We start from the raw sequence: 25,388 nt of genomic DNA on the forward strand, positions 1-25,388 counted from the left end.
CCCGGTCGCTGTCGTCGGTGGATCTGCTCGATGAGACCGAGCGTATTCGGCTGGACGAGGTCGGGAACCGAGCGGTGTTGACCGGGCCGGTGCCCGCACCGGTGTCGATTCCGGCGTTGTTCGCACAGCAGGTGGCCCGTGTACCGGAGGCGGTGGCGCTGGTCAGCGACGGTCGGTCATTGAACTACCGGGAGCTCGATGAGGCGGCGAATCGGCTGGCGCACGTGCTGGTCGGGCACGGTGCGGGCCCAGGTGAGTGCGTGGCGCTGCTGTTGCCGCGGTCGGCTGAGGCGGTCATCGCGATTGTGGCGGTGCTGAAAACCGGGGCAGCGTACCTGCCGGTCGACCCGGCGGTGCCGTCGGCGCGGATCGAGTTCATGCTTGCCGATGCCGCGCCGGTCGTCGCGATCACCACCGCCGATCTGGCCGATGTGCTCGACGGCAGTGGTGTGCTGGTCGTCGACGTCAATGACCGCGCTGTCAGTGCCCAATCCAGCACCGCGCCGGGGGAACCAAGCCCGGCCGATGTCGCCTACCTCATCTACACATCCGGCACCACCGGCACTCCGAAGGGTGTGGCAATCACCCACCACAACGTGACCCAGTTGCTGGCGTCGCTGGCGGCCGGGCTGCCGGCGTCGGGGGTCTGGAGCCAGAGTCATTCGCTGGCCTTCGACGTCTCGGTGTGGGAGATCTTCGGTGCGCTGTTACGTGGTGGGCGGCTGGTGGTGGTGCCCGACTCGGTGGTGCGTTCCCCGAAAGACTTGCACGACTTGCTGATCGGTGAACAGATCAGCGTCATGACCCAGACCCCGTCGGCGGTGATGGCGTTGTCACCTGAAGGTCTGGAATCAACGGCGTTGGTGATGGCCGGTGAGGCATGCCCGGCCGAGGTGGTGGATCGCTGGGCGTCGGGGCGGGTGATGGTCAACGCCTATGGCCCGACCGAGACCACGATGTGTGTGGCGATCAGCGGGCCGCTGACCCCGGCGCCGGGTGTGGTGCCGATCGGGTCGCCGGTGGCCGGTGCTGCGCTGTTCGTGTTGGACGGCTCGTTGCGCCCGGTGCCTGCGGGCGTGGTCGGGGAGTTGTATGTCGCCGGCGCCGGTCTGGGATACGGGTATGTGCGACGCGCGGGGTTGACCGCGTCGCGCTTTGTGGCCTGCCCGTTCGGGGTGCCTGCGACGCGCATGTATCGCACCGGTGATCTGGTGTGTTGGCGCCGCGATGGCCAGCTGCAGTATCTGGGGCGCGCTGACGAACAGGTCAAAATCCGGGGCTACCGCATCGAACTCGGCGAAGTGCAGGCCGCCCTGAACGCGCTCGACGGGGTGGATCAGGCGGTGGTAATCGCCCGCAACGACGGTCCCGGCGACAAACGCTTGGTCGGCTACGTGACCGGCAGCGCCGATCCGGCCGGGCTGCGCGCGGCGCTGGCCGACCGGTTACCGGCCTACATGGTTCCGGCCGCGGTGGTGGTACTCGATGCGCTGCCGCTGACACCCAACGGCAAACTCGACACCCGCGGACTGCCCGCACCCGAGTACGCCACGGGCGAATACCGGCCCCCGAGCAGTGCAGTCGAGGAAATCCTGACCGGCATCTATGCCCAGGTGCTCGACGTCCAGCGTGTTGGAGTGGACGACTCCTTCTTCGATCTGGGCGGAGACAGCATTTCGGCGATGCGCCTGATCGCGGTGATCAATACGAATTTGAATGCCGCGCTTGCGGTTCGCACTGTGTTCGAGGCGCCCACAGTTGCCCAGTTAGCGCCCCGGATCGGGGAGGACACGGATCGGTTCGAGCCGTTGACGGCGGGCGAGCGACCGGCGGTGGTCCCGCTGTCGTTCGCGCAGAGCCGATTGTGGTTCTTGGATCAGTTGCAGGGGCCCTCGCCGGTTTACAACATGGCGACAGCGTTGCGGTTGGACGGACTGCTGGACGTCGAGGCGTTGGGCGCGGCACTGACCGATGTGGCGAGACGTCACGAGAGCCTGCGCACACTGTTCGTGGCATCCGACGGGATACCTCAGCAGGTGGTGGTGCCCGCCGACCGGGCCGAGCCGGATTGGCAGGTCGTCGATGCCACGGCCTGGCCGACGACACAGCTGGACGAGGCGATCGAAACGGCGGCGCGTTACGCCTTCGATCTTGCCACCGAAATTCCGCTGCGGGCCACCGTTTTCCGGGTGGCCGAGGACGAGCATGTGTTGGTGGCCGCAGTGCACCACATCGCCGCCGACGGCTCGTCGATCACTCCGCTGGTAGGTGATCTGGGTGTGGCGTACGCCAGTCGCTGTGCCGGGCGCGCGCCGGAGTGGGCCGATTTGGCGGTGCAGTATGTCGATTACACGCTGTGGCAGCGCGCGCAATTGGGTGACATCGACGACAGCAGCAGTCCTATCGCCGCCCAGCTGGGCTATTGGGAAGAGGCGCTGGCCGGACTGCCCGAGCGGGTGCAGCTGCCCACCGACCGGCCCTATCCATTGGTGGCCGACCAGCGCGGCGCGACCGTGGCGGTGGATTGGCCGGCGGAGTTGCAGCAGCAGGTTGCCCACCTGGCTCGGGGACACAACGCGTCCAGCTTCATGGTGGTGCAGGCCGCCTTGGCGGTACTGCTGGCCAAGCTCAGCGCCAGCAGTGAAGCGGCGGTGGGATTCCCGATCGCCGGACGTCGCGACCCGGCGCTCGATGAGCTGGTCGGCTTTTTCGTCAACACCCTGGTGCTGCGGGTCGATGTGACCGGTGATCCCAGCTTCGCCGAGTTGCTGACTCAGGTGCGGGCCCGCAGTCTGGCCGCCTACGAGCATCAAGATGTGCCCTTCGAGGTGCTGGTGGAGCGGCTCAACCCGACTCGGTCGCTGACTCACCATCCGCTCGTGCAGGTGATGTTGGCCTGGCAGAACCTGCCGGGACACACCAGCGATCCCGCCGCCGGGCTGGCCTTGGGTGATGTCCAGGTCGCGCCGATCCCGGTGGAAACCCACACCGCGCGCATGGATTTGGTGTTCTCGCTGGCCGAACGGTGGAGCGAAAACGGTGACCCCGCGGGGATCGGCGGAACGGTCGAATTTCGCACCGATGTGTTCGACGCCGCCAGCATCGCAACGCTCACCGAGCGGTTGCGCCGGGTCCTGATGGTCATGACGGCCGACCCGACACGGCCGTTGTCGTCGATGGATCTGCTCGACGAGCACGAGCGTGCTCGGCTTGACGACCTCGGGAACCGGACGGCGCTAACCGCGAATTCGCCGGCACCGGTGTCGATTCCGATGTTGTTCGCACAGCAGGTGGATCGCACTCCGGAGGCGGTGGCGGTGACCTGCGACGGCCGGTCACTGACATACCGAGAGCTGGACGAGGCCGCCAACCGGTTGGCGCAGCTGCTGGCAGGCCACGGAGCGCGCCCGGGGGAGTTTGTGGCGCTGCTGTTTTCGCGCTCGACTGAAGCGATCGTCGCGATCATGGCGGTACTCAAGAGCGGAGCGGCCTATCTGCCGATCGACCCGGCGCTGCCGGCGACGCGGATCGAGTTCATGCTCGAAGATGCCGCGCCGGTCGCGGTGATCACCACCACTGACCTCGCGGCGCGGCTGGGCGGTAGTGACGTGCGGGTCATTGATATCCATGACCCCGCCGTCGATGCCCAGCCCGGCACCGCGCTGCCGGCGCCGGCGCCGGCGGATATCGCCTACCTCATCTACACCTCGGGGACCACCGGTGTCCCCAAAGGTGTTGCCGTTAACCATCACAACGTCACCCGGTTGTTGGCAACCCTCGATGCCGGTCTGCCGAGCGTGGCGGTGTGGAGCCAGTGGCATTCGTTGGCCTTCGACGTCTCGGTGTGGGAGATTCTCGGCGCGCTGCTGCATGGTGGACGGCTCGTCGTGGTGCCCGAATCGGTGGCGGGCTCGCCGGAAGACTTGCACGCTTTGCTGGTCGCCGAACAGGTCAGTGTGTTGAGTCAGACCCCGTCAGCGGTGGGCATGCTCTCGGCTGAGGGCTTGGAGTCGACGGCGCTGGTGGTGGCCGGTGAAGCCTGCCCGGCTGAGCTGGTGGACCGCTGGGCGCCGGGGCGGGTGATGATCAACGCCTACGGTCCGACCGAGGCCACCGTGTACGCGGCGATCAGCGCGCCGCTGACGGCGGGATCGGGTGTCGTGCCAATCGGTTCGCCGGTGTCCGGCGCGGCACTGTTCGTCCTCGACGAGTGGTTGCGGCCGGCGCCCCACGGAGTGGTCGGTGAGTTGTACGTGGCCGGTGCGGGATTGGCGTGCGGGTACGTGCGACGCGCGGGGTTGACCGCGTCGCGGTTTGTGGCCTGCCCGTTCGGCGGGGCCGGCGAACGGATGTATCGCACCGGGGATTTGGCGCGGTGGGGCACCGATGGGCAGCTGCAGTATCTGGGACGCACCGATGAGCAGGTCAAGATCCGCGGCTACCGCATCGAACTCGGGGAAGTTCAAACGGCATTGAGTGCGCTCGAGGGCGTACAGCAGGCGGTGGTGGTCGCCCGCGAAGACCGCCCCGGCGACAAACGGCTGGTGGGCTACGTCACCGGGACCGCCGATCCGGTCCAGGTTCGCTCCCGGCTGGCCGACCGATTGCCGGCCTACATGGTCCCGGCGGCGGTGGTGGTGCTGCGGGAGCTGCCATTGACATCCAATGGCAAACTCGACACCCGCGCTCTGCCGGCACCGGAATACACCGCCGGTGAGTACCGTGCCCCGAGCAACGCGATCGAGGAGATCCTGGCCGGCATCTACGCGCAGGTGCTGGGGCTGGAGCAAGTCGGAATCGACGACTCATTCTTCGACTTGGGCGGGGACAGCATCTTGGCGATGCAGGTGGTGGCGCGGGCCCGCGCCGCGGGCCTGATGTGTCGGCCGCGCGACGTTTTCGTCGAGCAGACGGTGGCCCGGCTGGCCCGAGTAGCCGAAGCGGCCGACAGCCCCACTGACGACGGCGACGACGGCGTCGGCGAGGTGGTGGCCACTCCGATCATGCGTTGGCTACACAGCGTGGACGGTCCGGTGGACCAGTTCAACCAGACGATGGTGGTGCAGGCGCCTGCCGGGGCCGACGAGGCCGACGTGCTGATTGTGTTGCAGGCCTTGCTCGATCGCCATGCCATGTTGCGGCTGCGTGTCGACCACGACGATGCCGGTGGGTGGACGCTGACGGTGCCTGAGGCCGGGACGGTGGATGCTCGCGGGCGCCTGCAGTCGGTGCAGGAGTTGTCGGATGCGGCGCTGATCGAGGCGCGGTCGCGGTTGAACCCGAGCACCGGGGTGATGCTCAGCGCACTGTGGGTGGCCGACAGCGGTCAGCTGGTATTGATCGTTCACCACCTGTCCGTCGACGCGGTCTCGTGGTGGATTCTGTTGGAAGACCTCAACACCGCATGGGGTCAGCACCGCGAAGGCCGTGAGGTGGCGTTGCCGGCGACCGGCACATCGTTTGCCCGGTGGGCGGCGCTTCTCAGTGAATACGCTCGAACACCGGAAGTGGTTGAACAGCAGCAAGCGTGGCAGCGGGTGGCCGCGGCGCCCCCAGCGTTGCCTGCCGTGCGGCCCGAAACCGACACGTTTGCCGCGGCCGGCCATCTGTCGGTGCCGGTGGACGCCGAGATTACCCGCATGCTGCTCGGGGAGGTGCCGGCAGCGTTTCACGCCGCGACGCACGACATTCTGCTGATCGCGCTCGGGCTGGCGGTAGCCGAGTTCGTGGGCAACGGCAGCGCGCCGATCGGTATCGACGTCGAAGGCCATGGGCGTCACGAGGAGCTGAACCCGAACGTGGACCTGTCCCACACGGTGGGCTGGTTCACCACCAAATATCCTGTGGCGCTGAACCTTGGCGGCCTGTCCTGGACGCAGGTGGTCACCGGTGAGGCGGCGCTGGGGGCGCTGATCAAAGACGCTAAAGAGCAGCTTCGCGCCCTGCCCGACAGTCTGACGTACGGTCTGCTGCGGTACTTGAACACCGCCGTCGATCTCGGCGAATACGAGCCGCCGATCGGGTTCAATTATCTGGGCCGCGTAGGGCTTCCGGCAGCCGAAGCGTCCGGTGAGCTGTGGCGGATCGGCCCGGACGGCCTGTCGGTTACCGGCGCGGCTACGGCAATACCCATGCCGCTGATGCACACCGTGGAACTCAACGCTGCGGCCGTCGACACCGAGGCCGGACCGCAGCTGCATGCCAATTGGACGTGGGCGCCTTCAGCGCTCGATGAAGCGCAGATCAGCCGGCTCAGCCGGTTGTGGTCCGAGGCATTGGCCGGGATCTGCGCGCATGTGCACGACGGTGGCGGGGGATTGACGCCATCCGATATCACTCCGGCCCGGCTCAGCCAGCTCCAGATCGACGAGCTGCAGGAGCAAGGCCGAATCGCCGACGTGCTACCGCTGACAGCGGTGCAGGAGGGTCTGCTCTTCCACGCAAATACAGTGCGCGGCAACGACGACCTGTACGCCGGGCAATTGGATATCAGCCTCACCGGTGCCCTCGATCCCCACCGGCTGCGCGATGCCATGCACACGGTGGTCAACCGGCACCCCAACCTGGTGGCCCGGTTCTGCCCACAGTTCGACGAGCCAGTGCAGGTCATCCCGGCTGATCCGGTGGTGGCGTGGCGCTGCGTCGAACTGAACGCGGACGACATCGACCGCGATGAGCAGATCCAGCGGCTCTGCGCCGCCGAGCGCGCCGCGGTCTGCGACTTCGCCAACCAACCGGCGTTTCGGGCCGTCCTGGTCCGCACCGCGGCAGAGCGCCACCGATTGGTGCTGACTAACCACCACATCGTGCTCGACGGCTGGTCGATGCCCATCCTGCTGGGCGAACTGTTCGCCGGCTACTACGGGCAGCGGCTGCCCGTGGCTGCTCCGTACCGCAGCTTCGTTGCCTGGCTAGTCGCCCGCGACGCCGAAGCTGCCCGCGCCGCGTGGCGTGAGGTGTTCGCCGGCTTTGACGCTCCGACATTGGTCGGGCCTCAGGACCGGTTGGAACCGGGACCGCGAAGCGTGAAAGCCTTTGGGCTGCCAGCTGAAATCACACAAGCCGTCAGTGAACTGGCCCGCTCGCGTCATACCACGGTCAACATCGTGCTGCAGGGCGCATGGGCTCAGCTGTTGAGTTCGATGACCGGCCAGCAGGATGTCGCATTCGGCACCACGGTCTCGGGACGGCCGGCCGACGTCGCGGGCGCGGAATCGATGGTGGGACTGCTGATCAACACGGTGGCAGTGCGTGCCCGCATCACCGCATCGACGAGCACCGCCGACCTGCTGGACCAGCTGCAGGGCACCTACAACGACACGCTTGAGCACCAGCACGTGGCGCTCAGCGAGATCCACCGGATCACCGGTCAGGACACGCTGTTCGACACGCTTTTCGCGTTCGAAAACTATCCGATCGACAGTGGCGCGTTATTGGGTGACCACGACTTCGCCATCACCGATGTCACCAGCCGGGAATCCACCCACTACCCGTTGACGATGCAAGCCCAGCCGGGCCACGAACTACACCTTCGCGTCGAATACGACGCCGATGTGTTCGACGCCGCCAGTATCGAGGCATTGGCCGGGCGGCTGCAGCGAGTATTGATGGCGATGATTGCCGATCCGGCACAGCCGTTGTCGTCGATGGATCTGCTCGACGAGCGCGAGCATGCCCGGCTTGATGCGCTCGGCAACCGGGCGGTGTTGACCCGACCGGTGGTGCCGGTGTCGATTCCGGCATTGTTCGCACAGCAGGCGGCCCGCACCCCCGAGGCGGTGGCGGTGACGTGCGAGGGCCGGTCACTGACCTACCGGGAGCTGGACGAGGCCGCCAACAGGTTGGCACAGCTGCTGGCCGGGAGCGGGGTGGGCCCGGGTGAGTCTGTGGCGCTGCTGTTTTCGCGTTCCGCTGAGGCGATCGTGGCGATTCTGGCGGTGCTGAAGAGCGGGGCGGCCTATCTGCCGATCGACCCGGCCCTGCCGGCGGCCCGGATCGAATTCATGCTCGCCGACGCCGCGCCGATCGCAGCGATCACCACCGCTGATTTGGCTGATCGGTTCGACGGGCACACGCTCGAGATCATCGATGTCCATGACCCCGCCGTCGCCATCCAACCCAGCACGGCGCCGTCGGCGCCGAACCCGGACGACATCGCCTACTTCATCTACACCTCCGGTACCACCGGGGTCCCCAAAGGCGTGGCGGTCACCCATCACAACGTGACTCGGCTGTTCGACTCACTGCAGGCGGGGCTACAACTCGGACCGGGACAAGTGTGGACGCAGTGTCACTCGTACGCCTTCGACTATTCGGTGTGGGAGATCTGGGGTGCACTGCTGCACGGCGGCCGGCTGCTGGTGGTCCCCGAAACGGTGGCCCGCTCCCCGGAGAACCTTCACGATCTGCTGGTTGCCGAACACGTCACCGTGTTGAGCCAAACCCCTTCTGCGATAGGCATGTTGTCTCCTGAGGGATTGGATTCGGCGGCGCTGGTGATCGCCGCCGAGGCGTGCCCGGCCGAGTTGGTGGACCGGTGGGCGCCCGGTCGGGTGATGATCAACGGCTATGGCCCGACCGAGACGACGGTGTATGCGTCGGTCGGCTCGTTGACCGCCGGGTCGGGTGTGGTGCCGATCGGTTCGCCGGTGCCGGGAGCGGCGTTGTTTGTGTTGGACGGCTGGTTGCGCCCGGTACCGCCCGGGGTGGCCGGTGAGTTGTATGTGGCCGGTGCCGGGGTGGCATGTGGGTACGTGCGCCGCGGGGGATTGACCGCGTCGCGCTTTGTGGCCTGTCCGTTCGGGGCGCCTGCGACGCGCATGTATCGCACCGGCGATCTGGTGTGTTGGGGTAGCGATGGGCAGCTGCAGTATCGCGGCCGCGCCGATGAGCAGGTCAAGATTCGCGGCTACCGCATCGAGCTCGGCGAAGTCCAGGCAGCCCTGAATGCCCTCGACGGCGTGGACCAGGCGGTGGTGATCGCCCGCGAAGACCGCCCCGGCGACAAACGGCTGGTGGGCTACGTCACCGGGACCGCCGACCCGGCCGAGGCGCGCGGCCACCTTTCGCAGCGGCTCCCGGCCTATATGGTGCCGGCGGCGCTAGTGGCGTTAGACGCACTGCCGTTGACGGTCAATGGCAAACTCGACTCCAAGGCCCTACCGGCGCCGGAATACCAGGCCACCGATCATTACCGCGCCCCGGCCAACCCCACCGAGGAGACGCTGGCCGGCATCTATGCCGAGGTACTCGGCCTCAACCGCGTTGGGGTCGACGACTCGTTCTTCGATCTGGGCGGAGACAGCATTTCGGCAATGCGCCTGATCGCGGCGACCAATGCTGCCTTGGATGGTGATCTTTCGGTACGTGCCGTGTTCGAGGCGCCCACGGTTGCGCAGTTGGCCCGCAGCGTCGGTGAGGGCGCGGGGCGGCTGCCGCACTTAGCGGCAGTCGAGCGTCCCGCGGTGGTCCCGTTGTCGTTTGCCCAAACCCGGTTGTGGCTCCTCGACCAGTTGCAGGGCCCCTCACCGGTGTACAACATCCCGGTGGCATTGCGGCTGCGCGGCCAGCTCGATGCCCAGGCGTTGCGTGCGGCATTGGCCGACGTGGTCGGCCGTCACGAAAGCCTGCGAACGCTGTTCCCAGCGCCGCAGGGTACGCCTCAGCAGGTGGTCATTTCCGTCGAGCGGGCCGACTTCGGCTGGCAGCACGTCGACGCCAGCACGTGGACGGCCAACCGGCTCGCTGAGGCCATCAGCGAGACGGCACGCCACACGTTTGACCTGGCCACCGAGATCCCGTTGCGGGCCAAGCTTTTCCAGATAGCCCACGACGAGCACGTGCTGGCCGCGGTAGTGCACCACATCGCCGCCGACGGCTCGTCGATCACTCCGCTGGTGCGTGATCTGGGCGTGGCGTACGCCAGCCGGTGTGCGGGGCAAGCCCCGGGCTGGGCCGATTTGGCGGTGCAGTATGTCGATTACACGCTCTGGCAGCGCGCCCAGCTTGGCGAACTCGATGACAGCAGCAGTCCCGTCGCCGCGCAGCTGGGCTATTGGGAAGAGGTGCTGGCCGGGATGCCGGAACGGCTGCAGCTGCCCACCGACCGGCCCTACCCATCGGTGGCTGACCAGCGCGGCGCGACTGTGGCGGTGGATTGGCCGGCGGAGTTGCAGCAGAACGTTGCCAGGGTGGCCCGTGAGCATAACACCACCAGCTTCATGGTGATGCAGGCCGCTTTGGCGGCGCTGTTGTCCAACATCAGCATGAATTCTGATGTGGCGGTTGGCTTCCCGATCGCCGGCCGTCGCGATCCGGCACTCGACGAGTTGGTGGGCTTTTTCGTCAACACTCTGGTGCTGCGGGTCGATGTGACCGGTGATCCCAGCTTCGCCGAGCTGCTGGCGCAGGTGCGCTCGCGCAGTCTGGCCGCCTACGAGCATCAAGACGTGCCCTTCGAGGTGCTGGTGGAGCGGCTCAACCCGACTCGATCCCTGGCCCATCATCCGCTCGTGCAGGTGATGTTGGCCTGGCAGAACTTCGGCGGGCACAGCGCCGATGCCGCCGCCGGACCGGCCCTGGGCGACCTGCACGTCACGTCGATGCCGACCGATACCCAGTCGGCTCGCATGGATTTGGTGTTTTCGCTGGCCGAACGGTGGAGCGAGGACGGTGAGCCCGCCGGGATCGGCGGCAGGGTCGAATTCCGCACTGATGTGTTCGACGCTGCCAGTATCGAGACGCTCGCCGAGCGGTTGCGCCGTGTGCTGATGGCCATGACGGCCGATCCGGCACGGTCGTTGTCGTCGATCGATCTGCTCGACCAGGCTGAGCACGCCCGGCTTGACGACCTCGGGAACCGGGCTGCGTTGACCGCGAATTCGCCGGCACCGGTGTCGATTCCGATGTTGTTCGCACAGCAGGTGGCTCGGGCTCCGCAGGCGGTGGCGGTGACGTGCGAGGGCCGGTCACTGACATACCGGGAGCTGGACGAGGCCGCCAACCGGTTAGCGCAGCTGTTGGTTGGTCACGGAGCCGGCCCGGGACAGTGCGTGGCGCTGCTGTTTTCGCGTTCGGCACAGGCAATCGTGGCGATTATGGCCGTGCTGAAGAGCGGCGCGGCATATCTGCCGATCGACCCGGCGCTGCCGGCGGCGCGGATCAGGTTTATGGTCGATGATGCCGCGCCGATCGTTGCGGTTACGACCGCTGAACTTGCTGGGCGATTCGATGGGTTCGTTGACATTGCGGTGATCGATGTCGATGAGCCTGCTATCGACGCCCAGCTCAGCGCAGCACCACCGGCGCCGGACTCACGGGACATCGCTTACGTCATCTACACCTCGGGCACTACCGGGGTGCCCAAAGGCGTCGCGATCGCTCACCACAACGTCGTCCAATTGTTGGCGACGCTGGACGCCGGCCTGCCGGTGACCGGTGTGTGGTCGCAGTGTCATTCGCTGGTCTTCGACGTTTCGGCATGGGAGATCTTCGGCGCACTTTTGCACGGCGGGCGCCTCGTGGTGGCGCCCGAGGAGGTGGCACGCTCACCGAAAGACCTCTCCGAGTTGTTGGTTGCCGAGCAGGTCAGCATGATCACCCAAACCCCTTCTGCCGTAGGAATGTTGGCGCCTGACGGCCTGGACGCGGCGACGCTCATGGTGGCCGGAGAGCCCTGTCCGGCCGAGGTGGTGGAACGGTGGGCACCGGGCCGGGTGATGGTCAACGCCTACGGCCCGACCGAGACGACGATGTGCGTGGCGATCAGTGCGCCGTTGACCGCGGGGTCGGCGGTGGTGCCGATCGGTTCACCGGTGCCGGGCGCCGCCTTGTTTGTGTTGGACAACTGGTTGCGCCCAGTGGCCTCCGGTGTGGTTGGCGAGTTGTATGTGGCCGGTGCCGGGGTCGGCTGCGGGTACGTGCGGCGGGGTCCGTTAACGGCGTCGCGCTTTGTGGCCTGCCCGTTCGGGGAGTCCGGCGAACGGATGTATCGCACCGGGGATTTGGCGCGGTGGGGCAGCGATGGGCAGCTGCAGTATTTGGGGCGCGCCGACGAGCAGGTCAAGGTTCGTGGCTACCGCATCGAACTCGGCGAAGTCCAGGCAGCCTTGTACGCGGTAGACGGCGTGCAGCAGGCGGTGGTGATCGCGCGCGAGGACCGGCCCGGCGACAAACGCCTGGTGGGTTATGTGACCGGGACTGTCGACCCGGCCCAGGCGCGCCGCGCGCTGGCGCAGCGGTTACCGGCCTACATGGTGCCGGTCGCTGTGGTGGTGTTGGAGGCTCTGCCGTTGACGCCCAACGGCAAACTCGACGCCCGCGCGCTGCCCGCCCCGGAGTATCGCGACACTGACCGGTATCGCGCTCCGGGCAATGCAATTGAGGAGATTCTGGCCGGCATCTACGCCCAGGTGTTGGGGCTGGAGCGAGTCGGCGTCGACGACTCGTTCTTCGAGCTGGGTGGGGACAGCATCTTGTCGATGCAGGTCGTGACGCTGGCCCGCGCCGCGGGCCTGACGTGTCGGCCGCGCGATGTTTTCGTCGAGCAAACGGTGGCAAGGCTGGCGGTAGTGGCCGCGGTGTCCGACGGCGGCATTGACGACGGCGATGACGGCGTCGGCGAGGTGGCGGCCACTCCGATCATCCGGTGGCTGGAAAGCGTGGATGGTCCGGTCGAGCAGTTTAACCAGACGATGGTATTGCAGGCTCCCGCCGACGTCGACGAGGCCGACGTACTGATTGCGTTGCAGGCCTTGCTGGATCGCCATGCCATGTTGCGGCTGCGCGTCGACAGCGACGAGGCCGGTCGCTGGTCACTGACCGTGCCTGAGCCCGGGACGGTGGATGCTCGCAGGTGCCTGCAGTCGGTGCCGGAGTTGTCGGATGCGGCAGTGATTGACGCGCGGTCGCGGTTGAACCCGACCGTCGGGGTGATGCTCAGCGCGCTGTGGGTAGCCGACAGCCGTCAGCTGGTGTTGACTGTTCACCACTTGGCCGTCGATGCGGTGTCGTGGTGGATCCTGTTGGAGGACCTCAATATCGCCTGGGCTCAGCAGCACAGCGGACAGCCGGTGGCATTGCGGGCGACCGGCACGTCGTTTGCCCGGTGGGCGGCGATTCTGCGTGAGTACGCTCGGACACCGGAAGTAGTGGCCGCAGAGCAGATGTGGCGGCAGGTGGCGGCGACGCCGACAGTCTTGCCCGCTGTGCGGCCCGAAACCGACACGTATGCCACCGCGGGGCACCTGTCGGTGTCGCTGGATGACGTTGAGACCACCAGGATGCTGCTGGCCGAGGTGCCCGTGGCGTTTCGCGCCGGGATACACGACATTCTGCTGATTGCGTTCGGGTTGGCGGTGGCCGAGTTTTCCGGTAGCGGCAACGCCCCGATCGGCATTGACGTCGAGAGCCACGGCCGCCGTGAGGAATTGGGCTCCAATATCGACTTGTCTCACACGGTGGGATGGTTCACCGCGAAATACCCGGTGTCGCTGACCCTTGGCGGGCTGTCCTGGGCCCAGGTGGTCGCCGGCGAAGCGGCGCTGGGAGCGGTGATCAAAGACGCCAAAGAGCAGCTTCGCGCCCTGCCCAACGGCCTGACTTACGGTGTGCTGCGCTATGTGAACGCCGATGTCGATCTGGGCGGCTCCGACCCGCTGATCGGCTTCAACTACTTCGGGCGTTCGGGCGCGGCGGCCGGCGAGACTGGGGACGGCTGGCGAATTCGCCCGGACGGCTCCTCGATCACCGGCGCCGCGACGGCGACATCGATGCCGCTGATGCACACCGTGGAACTCAACGCCGGCACCGTCGACACCCAGGCGGGCCCGCATCTCCACGCCGACTGGGCATGGGCGGTCTCGGCGCTCAATGAAGCGCAGATCAGCCGGCTGAGCCAACTGTGGTTTGAGGCTCTGACCGGTATCTGCGCGCATGTGCGAGCCGGTGGCGGCGGGCTGACCCCGTCGGATATCGCGCCGGCCCGGCTCAGCCAACGCGAGATCGACGAGCTGCAACGCCACTACGACGTCGCCGATATCTTGCCGCTGACACCGTTGCAGCAGGGTCTGCTCTTCCACGCCACCGCACAGGACAGCGAGGACGACCTCTATGCGGTACAGCTGAACGTCGCGCTGAGCGGTCGGCTCGACAGCAACCGTCTGCGCGATGCGATGGACACCGCGGCCAAACGGCACCCCAACCTGGTGGCCCGGTTCTGCCGCCACTTCGACGCGCCGGTGCAGATCATCCCCGATGATCCCGCGGTGGCGTGGCGCTACGTCGAACTCGACGACGATGACCTCGACGGCGATGAGCAGATCCAACAGCTCTGCGCCGCAGAGCGTGCCGCGGTTTACGACCTCGCCGACCAACCGGCCATGCGCGCGGCTTTGATTCGCACCGCAGCGAACCGGCACCGGTTGGTGCTGACAATTCACCACGTCGTGCTCGACGGCTGGTCGCTGCCGATCCTGCTGGGTGAGATATTCGCAAGCTTCACCGGGCAGCCGCTGCCTGCGACGGTCTCGTATCGGACATTTCTCACCTGGCTGGCCGGCCGGGACCTCGATGCCGCCCGCGCCGCCTGGGCCGAGGCGTTCGCCGGCTTTGACGCTCCCACGTTGGTCGGCCCCCCGCAACCACGGCGACTGGGTGCCCGCGGCGTCACAGCATCTGGGGTGTCCGCCGAGACCACCCAGGCGCTCAACGAGTTGGCGCGGTCGCGTCAAACCACCGTCAACGTCGTGCTGCAGGGCGCGTGGGCGCTGCTGCTTGCGTCGTTGACCGGTCAGCACGATGTCGCGTTCGGCACCACGGTCTCAGGTCGGCCGGCCGAGTTGGCCGGTGTCGAATCGATGGTCGGGTTATTGATCAACACGGTGCCGGTGCGGGCTCGCATCACGTCGGCAACTACCGCCGCAGATCTGCTGGATCAGTTGCAAGGCGCTTACAACGACACGTTCGAGCATCACCATCTGGCGCTTAGCGAGATCCACCGGGTCACCGGTCAGGAGAAGCTGTTCGACACGCTTTTCGCCTACGAGAACTATCCGATCGACACCGGTGCGTTGTTGGGCGACAACGAGTTAGCCATCACCGACTCCACCATCTCCGAATACAACCATTACCCCTTGACCGTGCAGGCCCAGCCGGGCCGGGAACTGGGGCTGCGCGTCGAATATGACACCGGTGTGTTCGACGCCTCCGGCATCGACGCGTTGATCGGGCGGCTGCAGCGGGTGTTGACGGCCATGACGGCCGATCCGACTCGCCCGTTGGCGTCGGTGGATGTGCTCGATGCGGCCGAGCATGCCCGGCTGGATGAGATCGGGAACCGGGCGGTGTTGGCCCGCTCGACGAGTGCGCCGATGTCGATTCCGATGTTGTTGGCCGAGCAATTGGCCCGCACCGCCGATGCGGTCGCAGTGACGTGCCAGGGGGAGTCGATCACGTATCGAGACCTCGCGGAGGCGTCGAACCGGCTGGCGCATGTATTGGCCGGTCACGGGGCGGGCCCGGGACAGTGCGTGGGGTTGCTGTTGTCGCGCTCTGTCGACGCGATCGTGGCGATGTTGGCGGTGCTGGAAAGCGGGGCGGCGTATCTGCCGATCGACCCGACGCTGCCCGCGGCGCGGGTCGGGTTCATGCTCGGCGATGCTGCGCCGGTGGCGGTGATCACCACCGCCGAGTTGGCTGACCGACTCGACGAATTCGACGTCGTGGTCGTGGATGTCGAGGATGCTGTTGACAACCCGCCGGGCACGGCGCTCCCGGTGCCGGACCCTGATGACGCCGCCTATGTGATCTACACCTCGGGCACCACCGGGATGCCCAAGGGCGTCGCCGTCACTCATCGCAACGTGACGCAACTGTTGGCGTCATTGGATGCCGGCTTGCCGACGGCTCGGGTGTGGTCGCAGTGTCATTCGCTGGCCTTCGATGTATCGGTGTGGGAGATCTTCGGCGCGTTGTTGGGTGGCGGGCGGCTGGTGATCGTGCCCGACGCGGTAGCGCGCTCGCCGCACGAGTTGCACGATGTGCTGGTTGCCGAGCACGTCAGTGTGCTGACCCAGACACCGTCGGCGCTTGCGGCGTTGCCGCAGCAGGAATTGGAGTCGACCGCGCTGGTGATGGCCGGTGAGCCCTGTCCGGTCGAGGTGGTAGATCGGTGGGCGCCGGGCCGGATGATGGTCAATGCTTACGGCCCGACCGAGACGACGATGTGTGTGGCGATCAGCGCGCCGTTAACCGGGGGATCGGACACGGTGCCGATCGGTTCGCCGGTGCCGGAAGCCGCGCTGTTTGTCTTGGATGGGTGGTTGCGGCCGGCGCCGGCCGGTGTGGTCGGCGAGTTGTATGTGGCCGGCGCCGGGGTGGCGCGCGGCTATGTGGGCCAGAATGCTTTGACGGCGTCCCGGTTTGTGGCTTGCCCATTCGGGGAGTCCGGGGAACGGATGTATCGCACCGGGGATCTGGTGCGTTGGGGTGCGGATGGACAGCTGCAGTATGTGGGGCGCGCCGACGAGCAGGTCAAGATCCGCGGCTATCGCATCGAACTCGGCGAAGTCCAGGCAGCCCTGAATGCCCTCGATGGGGTGGATCAGGCGGTGGTGGTCGCCCGCGAGGACCGCCCCGGCGACAAACGACTGGTCGGTTATGTGACCGGCAACGCCGATCCGGCCGAGGCGCGCGGTCACCTGTCGCATCGGCTACCGGCTTACATGGTGCCGGCGGCGGTGGTGGCATTGCAGGCGCTGCCGCTGACCCCCAACGGCAAACTCGACAGCCGTGCGCTGCCGGCACCCGAATACACCACGACGACGTATCGTGCTCCGGCCAACCGGACCGAAGAAACCCTGGCCGCCACGTATGCCCACGTACTCGGCCTCGAGCGGGTCGGGGTCGACGACTCGTTCTTCGACCTGGGTGGCGACAGCATTTCAGCGATGCGCTTGATCGCGGCGATCAACATTGCGCTGGGCGCCGATGTCGCGGTGCGGACGTTATTCGACGCGCCCTCGGTGAGAAGTCTGAGCCGCCAGATGGGCAGCCGGGCCAACTCGGTGGAAGTGGCACCTGTTCAGATCCTCCGGAAAGGTACCGGCGTTCCGCTGTGCTGTATCCATGACGGCCTCGGGCTGAGCTGGCGGTATCGGGCCCTGGGCGATTATCTGGACTGCCCGATCATCGGCATTCAACAAGCCCAGCAGAATGGCGAGCCCGATGCTGGATCGATTCGTGAGATGGCGCAAAACTATGCCGACCGGCTCCAAGCGGTTTATCCGACCGGGCCGTATAACATCCTCGGCTGGTCTTTTGGCGGCGTGGTCGCCCACGAGCTTGCCATCGAGCTTCGTCGACGCGGATGCGTAGTCCGACGTCTTGTCCTGCTCGATGCCGCGTCAAACGGGAGCGGAAAGGCCACCAGCGATGGGGCCGTAGACGAGAGTCGTCTGCTGGACCGCATCTTGCGGAGCAATCGGATACCTATTCCAGCCCAGCCTGAACCGCTGACCTATCGCCAAGTAGAGGAATTGATTCACCAACAGGAAGTGGCCGAATATCCCCTTCCGCCCAGACCGCTGCTGAAGTTCATCGTCGAAAGTGCCAACGCCAACCGGATGCATCTGTTGGAGCATGTGCCTGCCGTGTTCGACGGCGATATGTTCCTCTTTTCCGCTACCCGAAACGGAAATGGGAACGGTTCATCCAAGCTGCAAAGCTGGCGCCCGTATGTCGCCGGGGACATCACCGAGCAGTCGGTTGACTGTGCGCATCACGAGATGTTGGATAGCGAACCGCTCAACGCGTATGCCAAACGCCTCAAGCTGTTGCTGCAAACCTAGCTAACTCATCTGCCTCGGTCCCACGGCGCTAGAACCGGAATGACGGCGTCGGGAAGTTGAAGTGCGGCATCGCCGGGGCGGCTGGAGCGGGCATCCGAGGGAATCGCGGAGCGGGCAGGGTGGGCAGCCTTGGCGCCTGCGGAGCCGGCATCCGAGGGAATGGCGGTGCCTGTGGAAACGGCAAGCGCATCGGCGGCTCCGGCGCAGGCATGCTCACTGGCGGCGTGGGCAGGTGTATCGGGGGCGCAGGGTCCTGCACGGGCGGCGTCGGTAGTTGCCACCGCGGCGGCGTCGGTACATGCGCGGGCGGTTTTGGAAATTGGACGGGCGGGGTGGGCGCCTGCACTGGTGGCGTCGGAATGTGTCCCGGCGGTGTCGGCGGTTTGGCGGGCGGTGTCGGCAGATGTAGCGGGGGTGCCGGCAGATGGACAGGTGGTAGCGGTGCCGTGACCGGCGGCTGGGCAATCGGCGCCTGGATCGGCCGCGGAACCGCCACGTGAATTGGCGGCGCGGGTAGCGGGATCCGGACCGGTACCGGCACCGGCACCGGCACCGGAGCGGGAACCGGCACTGGCGCGGCGTCCGGAAGTGGCGGAGGCGCAGGCGCCGGCACCGCGAGCGGTTGTGGCGCGACGACGGGATCAAGCGGAGCGGGTGGTGCGGTCATGTGAACCGCCTGCGGTTGCGGCTGCGAAGCTGCCGCCGCGGGCGGCGCAGGCGGCTGCTCGGTGGGCACAATGAGTTGTTGCACCGGGTTGGGCAATAGCGCGACGGTCGGCCGGATGCCCAGTGCCAGCGCGACTTCCAGCGCAAGGGCCGCGATTACGAATACGACGGCCAATCCGCTACCGACCAGCAGCATCGGCCGTCGCCCCGACCGGGGTTCGTCGAGACCGCCGTCCTCGGACAGCACAGTGGTATCGGCGTCGCCGTCGTCGTCGGCCACCGCACTATAGGCAATGTCCTCCTCGCCGATCTCGACGCCGGGCCGATCGACCCGCACGTCGAGGTAACCGGGGGCGACGGCATACGGGTCCACCCGGCCGGTACCAGGATCCTGGGCATACGCCAAAGCTGCGGTCGACGAGGCGAACAGCGGTGCGTTGGCCGATGCCAGCGCCGCCCCGCGGGCCAGCGCCGTGTCGGGCTCTTCGGGCGCGCTCACCGGGAGCCAGGTCGCCGTCTCCAGCGCCGGCTTGATCGGTGCGATGTCGACACCGCAGCCCACCACGAACAAGCCATCCGGACGGGTCGCCGATCCGTCCAGATCGGCGACCATTGCCGCCAGCTCACCAGCCATGTCGGCGCTGCGCAGCGGGCGCCGGTACACGTCGGTGACCGAGCCGTCGGAAGCATCAACAACGGCCAGCGTGGCGGTCTGAGGTTCGACGAACAGCATCGCGGTGTGCTGGTAACCGATTGCCTGGCCGACAGTTTGGGCCAGCGCGGCCGCGGCCAGAAACGCCGAGACCAACATGACGTTCTCGATCTTGCGGGCGGCCAGTGCCTCGCGAAGTGCGGCAGCGTCGACGGGGTTGGTCCAGGTGACGCCCGTCGAGGTCAACCGGTAGCCGCCTGCGGTAGCGGCCTCGCGAGTCCCCAGAATCGCCGAGATCACCTGGTCCGGGCTGCCGAGCGTGACTGCGTCGCCGGGTGCGGCGACATCGAAGTGGTCTTCCTCGACCGTGACGCCGTCGGCATTGTCACCCTCGACCAAAACCATGCCGATTGTGCTGGGCGCCATCGAGACCCCGAGGACAATGTCCACATCTCCTCCAAACGCTTTGCCACCTAGCCACGGTCTGGGCGGAGGCGTGCACCGCACGGGCCGCCATCTACATACTTTGTCGAACTAACAACGTGTGACGTTACGCCGTGCAGATGAGTACAGGCTGTGAACTACCTATGAGCAAGCAGGCTGAAAACACGACCGGTGTCAGGCCACCCGGAACTGCTGCAGGTCGGCCTCTTTGACGGTCAATCCGTGGCCGGGGGCGGTCCGGTCCGGATGTAGGGCCCCGTCCGGCTCAGGGTCGATCGTGCCGTCGAACGCCATGCCTTCGATCCGCACATGATCATGGAAGTACTCCAGATGCCGTAGATGCCATATCGCCGTTCCGACGTGGGCGCTGATCTGCGGCGCGCAATGCAGCGACAGGTCCATGCCGCGTGCGTCGCACAGCGCGGCGACCTTGAGCACGCCGGTGATTCCCAGCGCTCGCGTGACGTCCGCCTGTAAACAGTCCACGGCGCCCGCTGCCAGCATCTGGTGGAAATACGGCAGGTGGTAGCCGTACTCGCCGGCGGTGATGTCCATACCGCCAGGGCCCTGCTCGCAGAGCTGCCGCAAGCCGTCGAGGTCATCGGAGGTCAGCGGCTCCTCGAACCAGCGCACGTCATACTCGGCGAAGCGTTGCGCCCACAGCAGCGCTTGTTTGCGGTTGTAGGCCCCATTGGCGTCGACGAAAAGTTCCGCCGAGTCGCCGATCGCCGAGCGGGCCGCGGCCACCCTTGCGGTGTCGGCGCCTGGGTCGCGGCCGACCTTCATCTTGACCCGCGGTATCCCGGCGTCGACCCATCCGCACAGCTGCTCGCGAAGGGCGTTGTTGTCGTAAGAGGTGAATCCGCCGCTGCCGTAGACCGGCGTGGCGTCGTGCACGGCGCCGAGCGCCACCGAGAGTGGTTCGTCGAGCAGCCGGGACCGCAAGTCCCACAGCGCGACGTCGACCGCTGAGATGGCCTCGGCGACCACGCCCGGTTTACCCAAATTGCGCACCGCATGCTGCATCTCGGCCCATCGGGCCGGCGGCTGCAGCGCGTCTTTGCCCTTGACGACGTCGGCCAGCTTGGACTGGATCACGGTCACCACGGCTGTGCCGCCGTAGGTGTAGCCAGTGCCGACCTGACCGCCGGCCCGCACTGTCACCAGCACGAAAGTGGTCGAATCCCACGTCAACGTGCCGTCCGATTCCGGGGCGTCGGTGGGAATCGAATAGGCGGAAGCATCGACGGATTCGACAAGAATTGCTGAGCCGGCACGCGAAGGCATGCCAGGTGACTACCCGCAACGCAAACCGGGTATGCCCGACGTGGCGAAATGAAGGAAACTATGGCGAACAAACCACTACTAGCTGAACAGCTTGCGCCGCATGTACTTCGGGAATACGCGTTGCTGGCTGACGGAGAACGGGGAATTGTTGTCGGGCCGCGCGGTGATTGCTGCTGGATGTGTCTGCCGCGCTGGGACAGTCCCGCTGTGTTCAGCTCATTGCTGGGCGCTGGTGGCGTCTACTCCGTCTCGCCGGACCACCCGCGCTATGTCTGGGGCGGCCGATACGAGCACCGGTCGCTGATCTGGCGGTCGCGATGGGTGACCACGGATGGGATCGTCGAATGCCGCGAGGCGCTGGCATTTCCCGGCGACCCGCACACCGCGGTGATACTTCGGCGCATCCGCGCCCTCGATCGGCCCACTCGGATGCGGATCAGACTCGACCTTCGTGCGGAGTTCGGCGCTAAGGGCATCCGCGACTTGTCCTGTAGCGACGGAGTATGGACCGGTCGATCGGGGCCGCACCGCTTCCGCTGGCTTGGTGCCGGCGGTGCTCGGCGCGGCGACGACGGGGCGCTGGAGGCGGTCGTCGAAGCCAGTCCCGGTACCGACCACGACCTGGTGCTGGAACTGTCCGACCAGGAGTTGCCGTCCGATGTGGTGCGGCCCAACGATGCCTGGCGTGACACCGAACATGCCTGGATGCAAGCCGTTCCCGAGTTCTCCGGCACCATCGCGGACCTCGACACCCAAACCGCGTATGCGGTGCTGCGGGGCCTGACCAGCAGCGGGGGTGGGATGGTCGCTGCGGCGACGATGTCGTTGCCCGAGCGAGCTGAGCAGGGACGCAACTATGACTACCGCTATTGCTGGATCCGCGATCAGTGCTACGCCGGGCAAGCAGTCGCCGCCGCGGGTGGCTATCCGCTGCTCGACGACGCCGTCAAGTTCGTCAGTGAGCGGGTTCTCGACGACGGCCCGGGGTTGAAGCCGGCCTACTGCATCACCGGTGACGCCGTACCGGAGGAGCAGGACCTCGACTTGCCGGGTTATCCGGGTGCGGCAGTCAAGACCGGCAATTGGGTGACCGACCAATTTCAGCTGGACGCCCACGGCGAAGCATTGCTGCTGCTGGCGGCTGCGGCGCGGTTGGACCGGCTGGACAGCGTGCATTGGCGTGCCGTTCGCACCCTGGTCGAGTCCATCGAGAAGCGTTGGCGCGAGGCCGATGCCGGACTCTGGGAAATCGATGACCGGCGATGGGCGCACTCCCGGCTGATCTGTGCGGCCGGATTGCGACGCGCCGGCGAGGTCGCACCGAGACAGCAGGGCTCGGAGTGGCAGCGGTTAGCCGACGTGCTGATCGCCGATGCCGATTCGGACTGTTTGCACCCATCCGGCAGATGGCAACGGGCGCCCGATGATTCGCGGGTCGACTCCGCGCTGCTGCTTCCGGCGATCCGCGGGGCGATACCGCCTAACGACCCGCGCAGCGTTGCCACGCTCGAAGCGGTGCGCAGCGACCTCGGCCGGCACGGGTTCGTGTACCGCTTCGAACCCGACGAGCGTCCGCTCGGCGAGGCCGAAGGGGCCTTCCTGCTCTGCGGATTCCTGATGGCACTAGCCGATCACCAGCAAGGCAACGACTTGGCGGCGGTGCGCTGGTTCGAGCGCAATCGCACCGCCTGCGGCCCACCCGGCTTACTCACCGAAGAGTTCGATGTCGACCAACGCCAGCTGCGGGGCAACCTTCCGCAGGCGTTCGTGCATGCATTGTTGTTCGAGTCCTCGCACCGGCTTGCCGACTCGGTAGGGCCGTCGGTCGGCACCGGAACTGGCAGGTAGCGATGGTTTGCCGTCAATCGTCGCGGGGTACGCAGCCGCCGTGGGCCTTGTCGTGCGCGTTTTGCAGCGCAGTCGGCTGTACCGGATGTTGCGACTGGGTGGCTATGTCGCTTTCGACCTGCCGCGGACGGTGACGGCACTGGGTGGAGTGCTGCTGCTGGGCATTGTCGCGGCCCACATCTATGCCCTGACCCGAGAGACGTCGCCGCCGGTCTACTTCGTCATCTACGCCGCCGTGCTGATCGCTGGCTGCCTAGTGGCCGCCGGTGTCATGTGGCTGGCGCTGAATCCCCTTCTGCCGCAGCTGGGTTGGTTGCTGGGCGACCTGGTGTCGGTGGCTTTTCTCGGCTTGTATCTGGCCAGCCGGGCGGCCAGCCTGCCGGGGCTGGTGGCGTTGACCGGTCGCTGGGATGTCGCACCCGGCACGTGGGCGCTGGCTTGCGCGGGCGGCTTCATCGCGGTGCACATGACGGTGCTCTTGGGCATCAACGTGGCCTACCCGCAACGACAGAATTGGCACGACTGATGACCTTCGACTACCCGGTGTGGCTGCGGATCGACCACTGGCTCAACGTGCTCTTCCTGACGTTGCTGTTGCGCAGCGGGATTGAGATCCTAGGCACGCACCCCAAGTTGTATTGGCGCGAGGACAGCCGACCCGGCACCGAGTGGGCCCGCTTCACCACCAAGGAAATGCCGACCAACAAGTTGTATGACACTCTCGACGAGGAGGAGTCCTACAGCTCGATCGTCGCGTTGCCCGGCCACAAGAAACTCGGCCTCGGCCGCCACTGGCACTTCTTCGCGGTGATCGGGTGGATTCTGGTCGGCCTGTCGTACTACATCCTGTTGTTCGCCACCGGACAATGGCATCGATACTGGCCCTATTCGTGGTCGATATTCTCCGAGGCCTGGAACGACATCGTCGCCTACATGACGTTTAACCTGCCGTCGCTGTTACCCAGCGAACCGCTGGACGCCATCCAGAAATTGGCATACGCCGGCGTCATCTTCGTTCTTGCCCCGTTCCAGATCCTGACCGGCGCCGCGCAGTCACCGGCGGTCGAGGCGCGCTTCCCGTGGTATGTCCGGCTGTGGGGCGGTCGGCAACGAGCGCGCAGTCTGCACTTCTTTGGTCTGGTCGCGTTTTTGGTCTTCATCGTGATCCACCTGTCGATGATCTTCTTCTGGGGCTGGGGCCAGCTCACCGCGGCGATGATCTTCGGCGCGGTGCGCAACATCAACTGGGCGACGTTCTGGTCGTTCGTGATCATCGGTGCAATCGTCGCCGTCCACGTCGCCGCGACGACATGGAGCCTTCGCCGGCCAACACAGGTCCACAAAGTCCTGGGCATCATCAACACCCGGGCCAAACTCATGCTGTTGCGGCCGCTGAACTCGCGACAGGACTACCCGGTGCACAAGCTCTCCAAAGAGCACCGAGTCAACGGTAAGCCGCCATGCTCGAGCGAGTACAAGGTGATGGCGGTGCACAACTTCGTCGACTGGCGACTGCGGGTCGGCGGCCTGGTGGAAAAACCGGTGACGCTCGACTTGGCGGGGCTACGCGCCTTGGGCGAACCGGAAACGCAACGGGTGCTGCACAACTGCGTACAGGGCTGGACGAGCATCGGTCAGTGGAGCGGGATTCATCTGAGCCGGTTGCTCGAGGAAGTCAAGCCGTTGCCGCACGCTCGCTACATCTGCTTTTTGACCATGCAGGACAACAGCCGCGACGAGCCCAGCTCTGACGGCTTGGGCCAATTCTATGAGGTAATGGATTTGGAATTGGCCTACAAGCCGCAGACCATCCTGGCCTATGAGATGAACGGCCAGCCGTTGCCGATCAAACATGGTGCGCCGCTGCGGCTGCGGGTCGAGACCCAAGTCGGCTTCAAGATGGCCAAGTGGATCAACCAAATCGAGTTTGTCGACGATCACCGCGGTATCGGCATGGGGTTGGGCGGTTGGCGCGAGGACAACATCCATTACGACAAGGATGTGGAGATCTGATGACCGACGACCCTGTGGTGCGTCCGGAGCTGGTCAGCCTGAATCTGACCGAGTGCGAGCAGGTGCTGGACCAGGTCAAGGCCAAAGGCGGACACTGCGACGGCTGCGGCGCAACCGAATTCGACGTCGGCGATGCGCTCTACCTTGGTTTCCTGTTTCTCGACGAGGACGACGATGCCTACATGGTGGCGTTGACATGCCGCACCCCGGAGTGCCCCAGGCCGCGCACCGGAATCAAACTGCGGGAGAAGGACTTCCTCACCCGCGATGCAGACGGGGCCCGTGCCGCGAGCTGGTCCGTCGAGGTCCCCGATGCCGTTTAGCTGTGGCGGGTGCAGGAGCGGTGAACACCGGGTGAGCCAGCTCGAATCGATCGATCAGCTCGGATAGCCCGCGCAACTCCTCGCACAGCGATTGGAATCGGGCTTCGTCGACCTCACTGAGGATGCCTTCGGCGCTGTAGAGCACCAGTCGTCGCAGCCGCCCGGAAAGTGCGGTGCCCCACCGGATGCTGAAGTCGTAGCGGTCGCCCTCGGCGAGTTCTTGCTTTTGCCCGAGTTCCTTTAGGGCAGCAATCTGCTCGTTGATCAACTCGAAATCGTCGTCGATGCCGATCGGCGCAGTCACCGGTC

Annotated in this window: 8 protein-coding genes (1 of these 8 only partly in view); 5 read left to right on the plus strand and 3 right to left on the minus strand. The window is 66.3% G+C overall.

The features are described 5' to 3' along the window. On the plus strand, positions 1-17,846 hold the 3' portion of the coding sequence (locus AC5Y42_RS08465) for a non-ribosomal peptide synthase/polyketide synthase (protein WP_499897270.1). 13,330 nt of this gene lie to the left of the window's left edge; the window shows 17,846 of its 31,176 coding nt (coding positions 13,331-31,176); its start codon lies off the left edge, out of view; it ends in the stop codon at positions 17,844-17,846. 28 nt (positions 17,847-17,874) lie between these two features. Here the strand turns inward: AC5Y42_RS08465 and AC5Y42_RS08470 are convergent, their stop codons facing one another. Together AC5Y42_RS08470 and AC5Y42_RS08475 are read right to left on the minus strand one after the other, a co-directional pair. Further along, the gene (locus AC5Y42_RS08470; protein WP_499897271.1) at positions 17,875-19,614 is read right to left on the minus strand and encodes a DUF7159 family protein; all 1,740 of its coding nucleotides are present in this window, start codon (positions 19,612-19,614) and stop codon (positions 17,875-17,877) included. A gap of 168 nt (positions 19,615-19,782) precedes the next feature. Then, positions 19,783-20,895, minus strand: a complete 1,113-nt coding sequence (locus AC5Y42_RS08475; RefSeq protein ID WP_499897272.1) for an enolase C-terminal domain-like protein — start codon at positions 20,893-20,895, stop codon at positions 19,783-19,785. Between the two features lie 60 nt (positions 20,896-20,955). Here AC5Y42_RS08475 and AC5Y42_RS08480 point away from each other — a divergent pair, with 60 nt between their 5' ends. The 4 genes from AC5Y42_RS08480 to AC5Y42_RS08495 all read left to right on the plus strand — a co-directional run bounded on the left by AC5Y42_RS08480 (position 20,956) and on the right by AC5Y42_RS08495 (position 25,079). Further along, positions 20,956-22,743: a glycoside hydrolase family 15 protein gene (locus AC5Y42_RS08480; protein ID WP_499897273.1), complete on the plus strand. Its 1,788-nt coding sequence runs from the start codon at positions 20,956-20,958 to the stop codon at positions 22,741-22,743. An 85-nt stretch (positions 22,744-22,828) separates the two neighbouring features. After that, positions 22,829-23,269 carry an oxidoreductase gene (locus AC5Y42_RS08485; RefSeq protein ID WP_499897575.1) on the plus strand — a complete coding sequence of 147 codons (441 nt, stop codon included), beginning with the start codon at positions 22,829-22,831 and terminating at the stop codon, positions 23,267-23,269. After that, entirely contained in the window at positions 23,266-24,756 is a 1,491-nt protein-coding gene (locus AC5Y42_RS08490) for a molybdopterin-dependent oxidoreductase (protein WP_499897578.1), read from the plus strand. Before AC5Y42_RS08485 ends, AC5Y42_RS08490 begins: the two co-directional genes overlap by 4 nt. Then, positions 24,756-25,079 carry a hypothetical protein gene (locus tag AC5Y42_RS08495; protein ID WP_499897275.1) on the plus strand — a complete coding sequence of 108 codons (324 nt, stop codon included), beginning with the start codon at positions 24,756-24,758 and terminating at the stop codon, positions 25,077-25,079. Before AC5Y42_RS08490 ends, AC5Y42_RS08495 begins: the two co-directional genes overlap by 1 nt. Here AC5Y42_RS08495 and AC5Y42_RS08500 read toward each other — a convergent pair. Next, positions 25,015-25,383 (minus strand): hypothetical protein, encoded by a 369-nt coding sequence (locus AC5Y42_RS08500; protein WP_499897276.1) that lies wholly within the window; start codon positions 25,381-25,383, stop codon positions 25,015-25,017. The genes AC5Y42_RS08495 and AC5Y42_RS08500 overlap by 65 nt on opposite strands. Between the last annotated feature and the right edge of the window lie 5 nt (positions 25,384-25,388).

It is taken from the genome of Mycobacterium sp. NGS48, assembly GCF_059812585.1.

Excerpts from the sequence above, each read along its gene's own strand:
- AC5Y42_RS08475 (WP_499897272.1), bottom strand. The coding sequence starts at position 20,895 with ATGCCTTCGCGTGCCGGCTCAGCAATTCTTGTCGAATCCGTCGATGCT.
- AC5Y42_RS08480 (WP_499897273.1), top strand. The coding sequence starts at position 20,956 with ATGGCGAACAAACCACTACTAGCTGAACAGCTTGCGCCGCATGTACTT.
- AC5Y42_RS08485 (WP_499897575.1), top strand. The coding sequence starts at position 22,829 with ATGTTGCGACTGGGTGGCTATGTCGCTTTCGACCTGCCGCGGACGGTG.
- AC5Y42_RS08495 (WP_499897275.1), top strand. The coding sequence starts at position 24,756 with ATGACCGACGACCCTGTGGTGCGTCCGGAGCTGGTCAGCCTGAATCTG.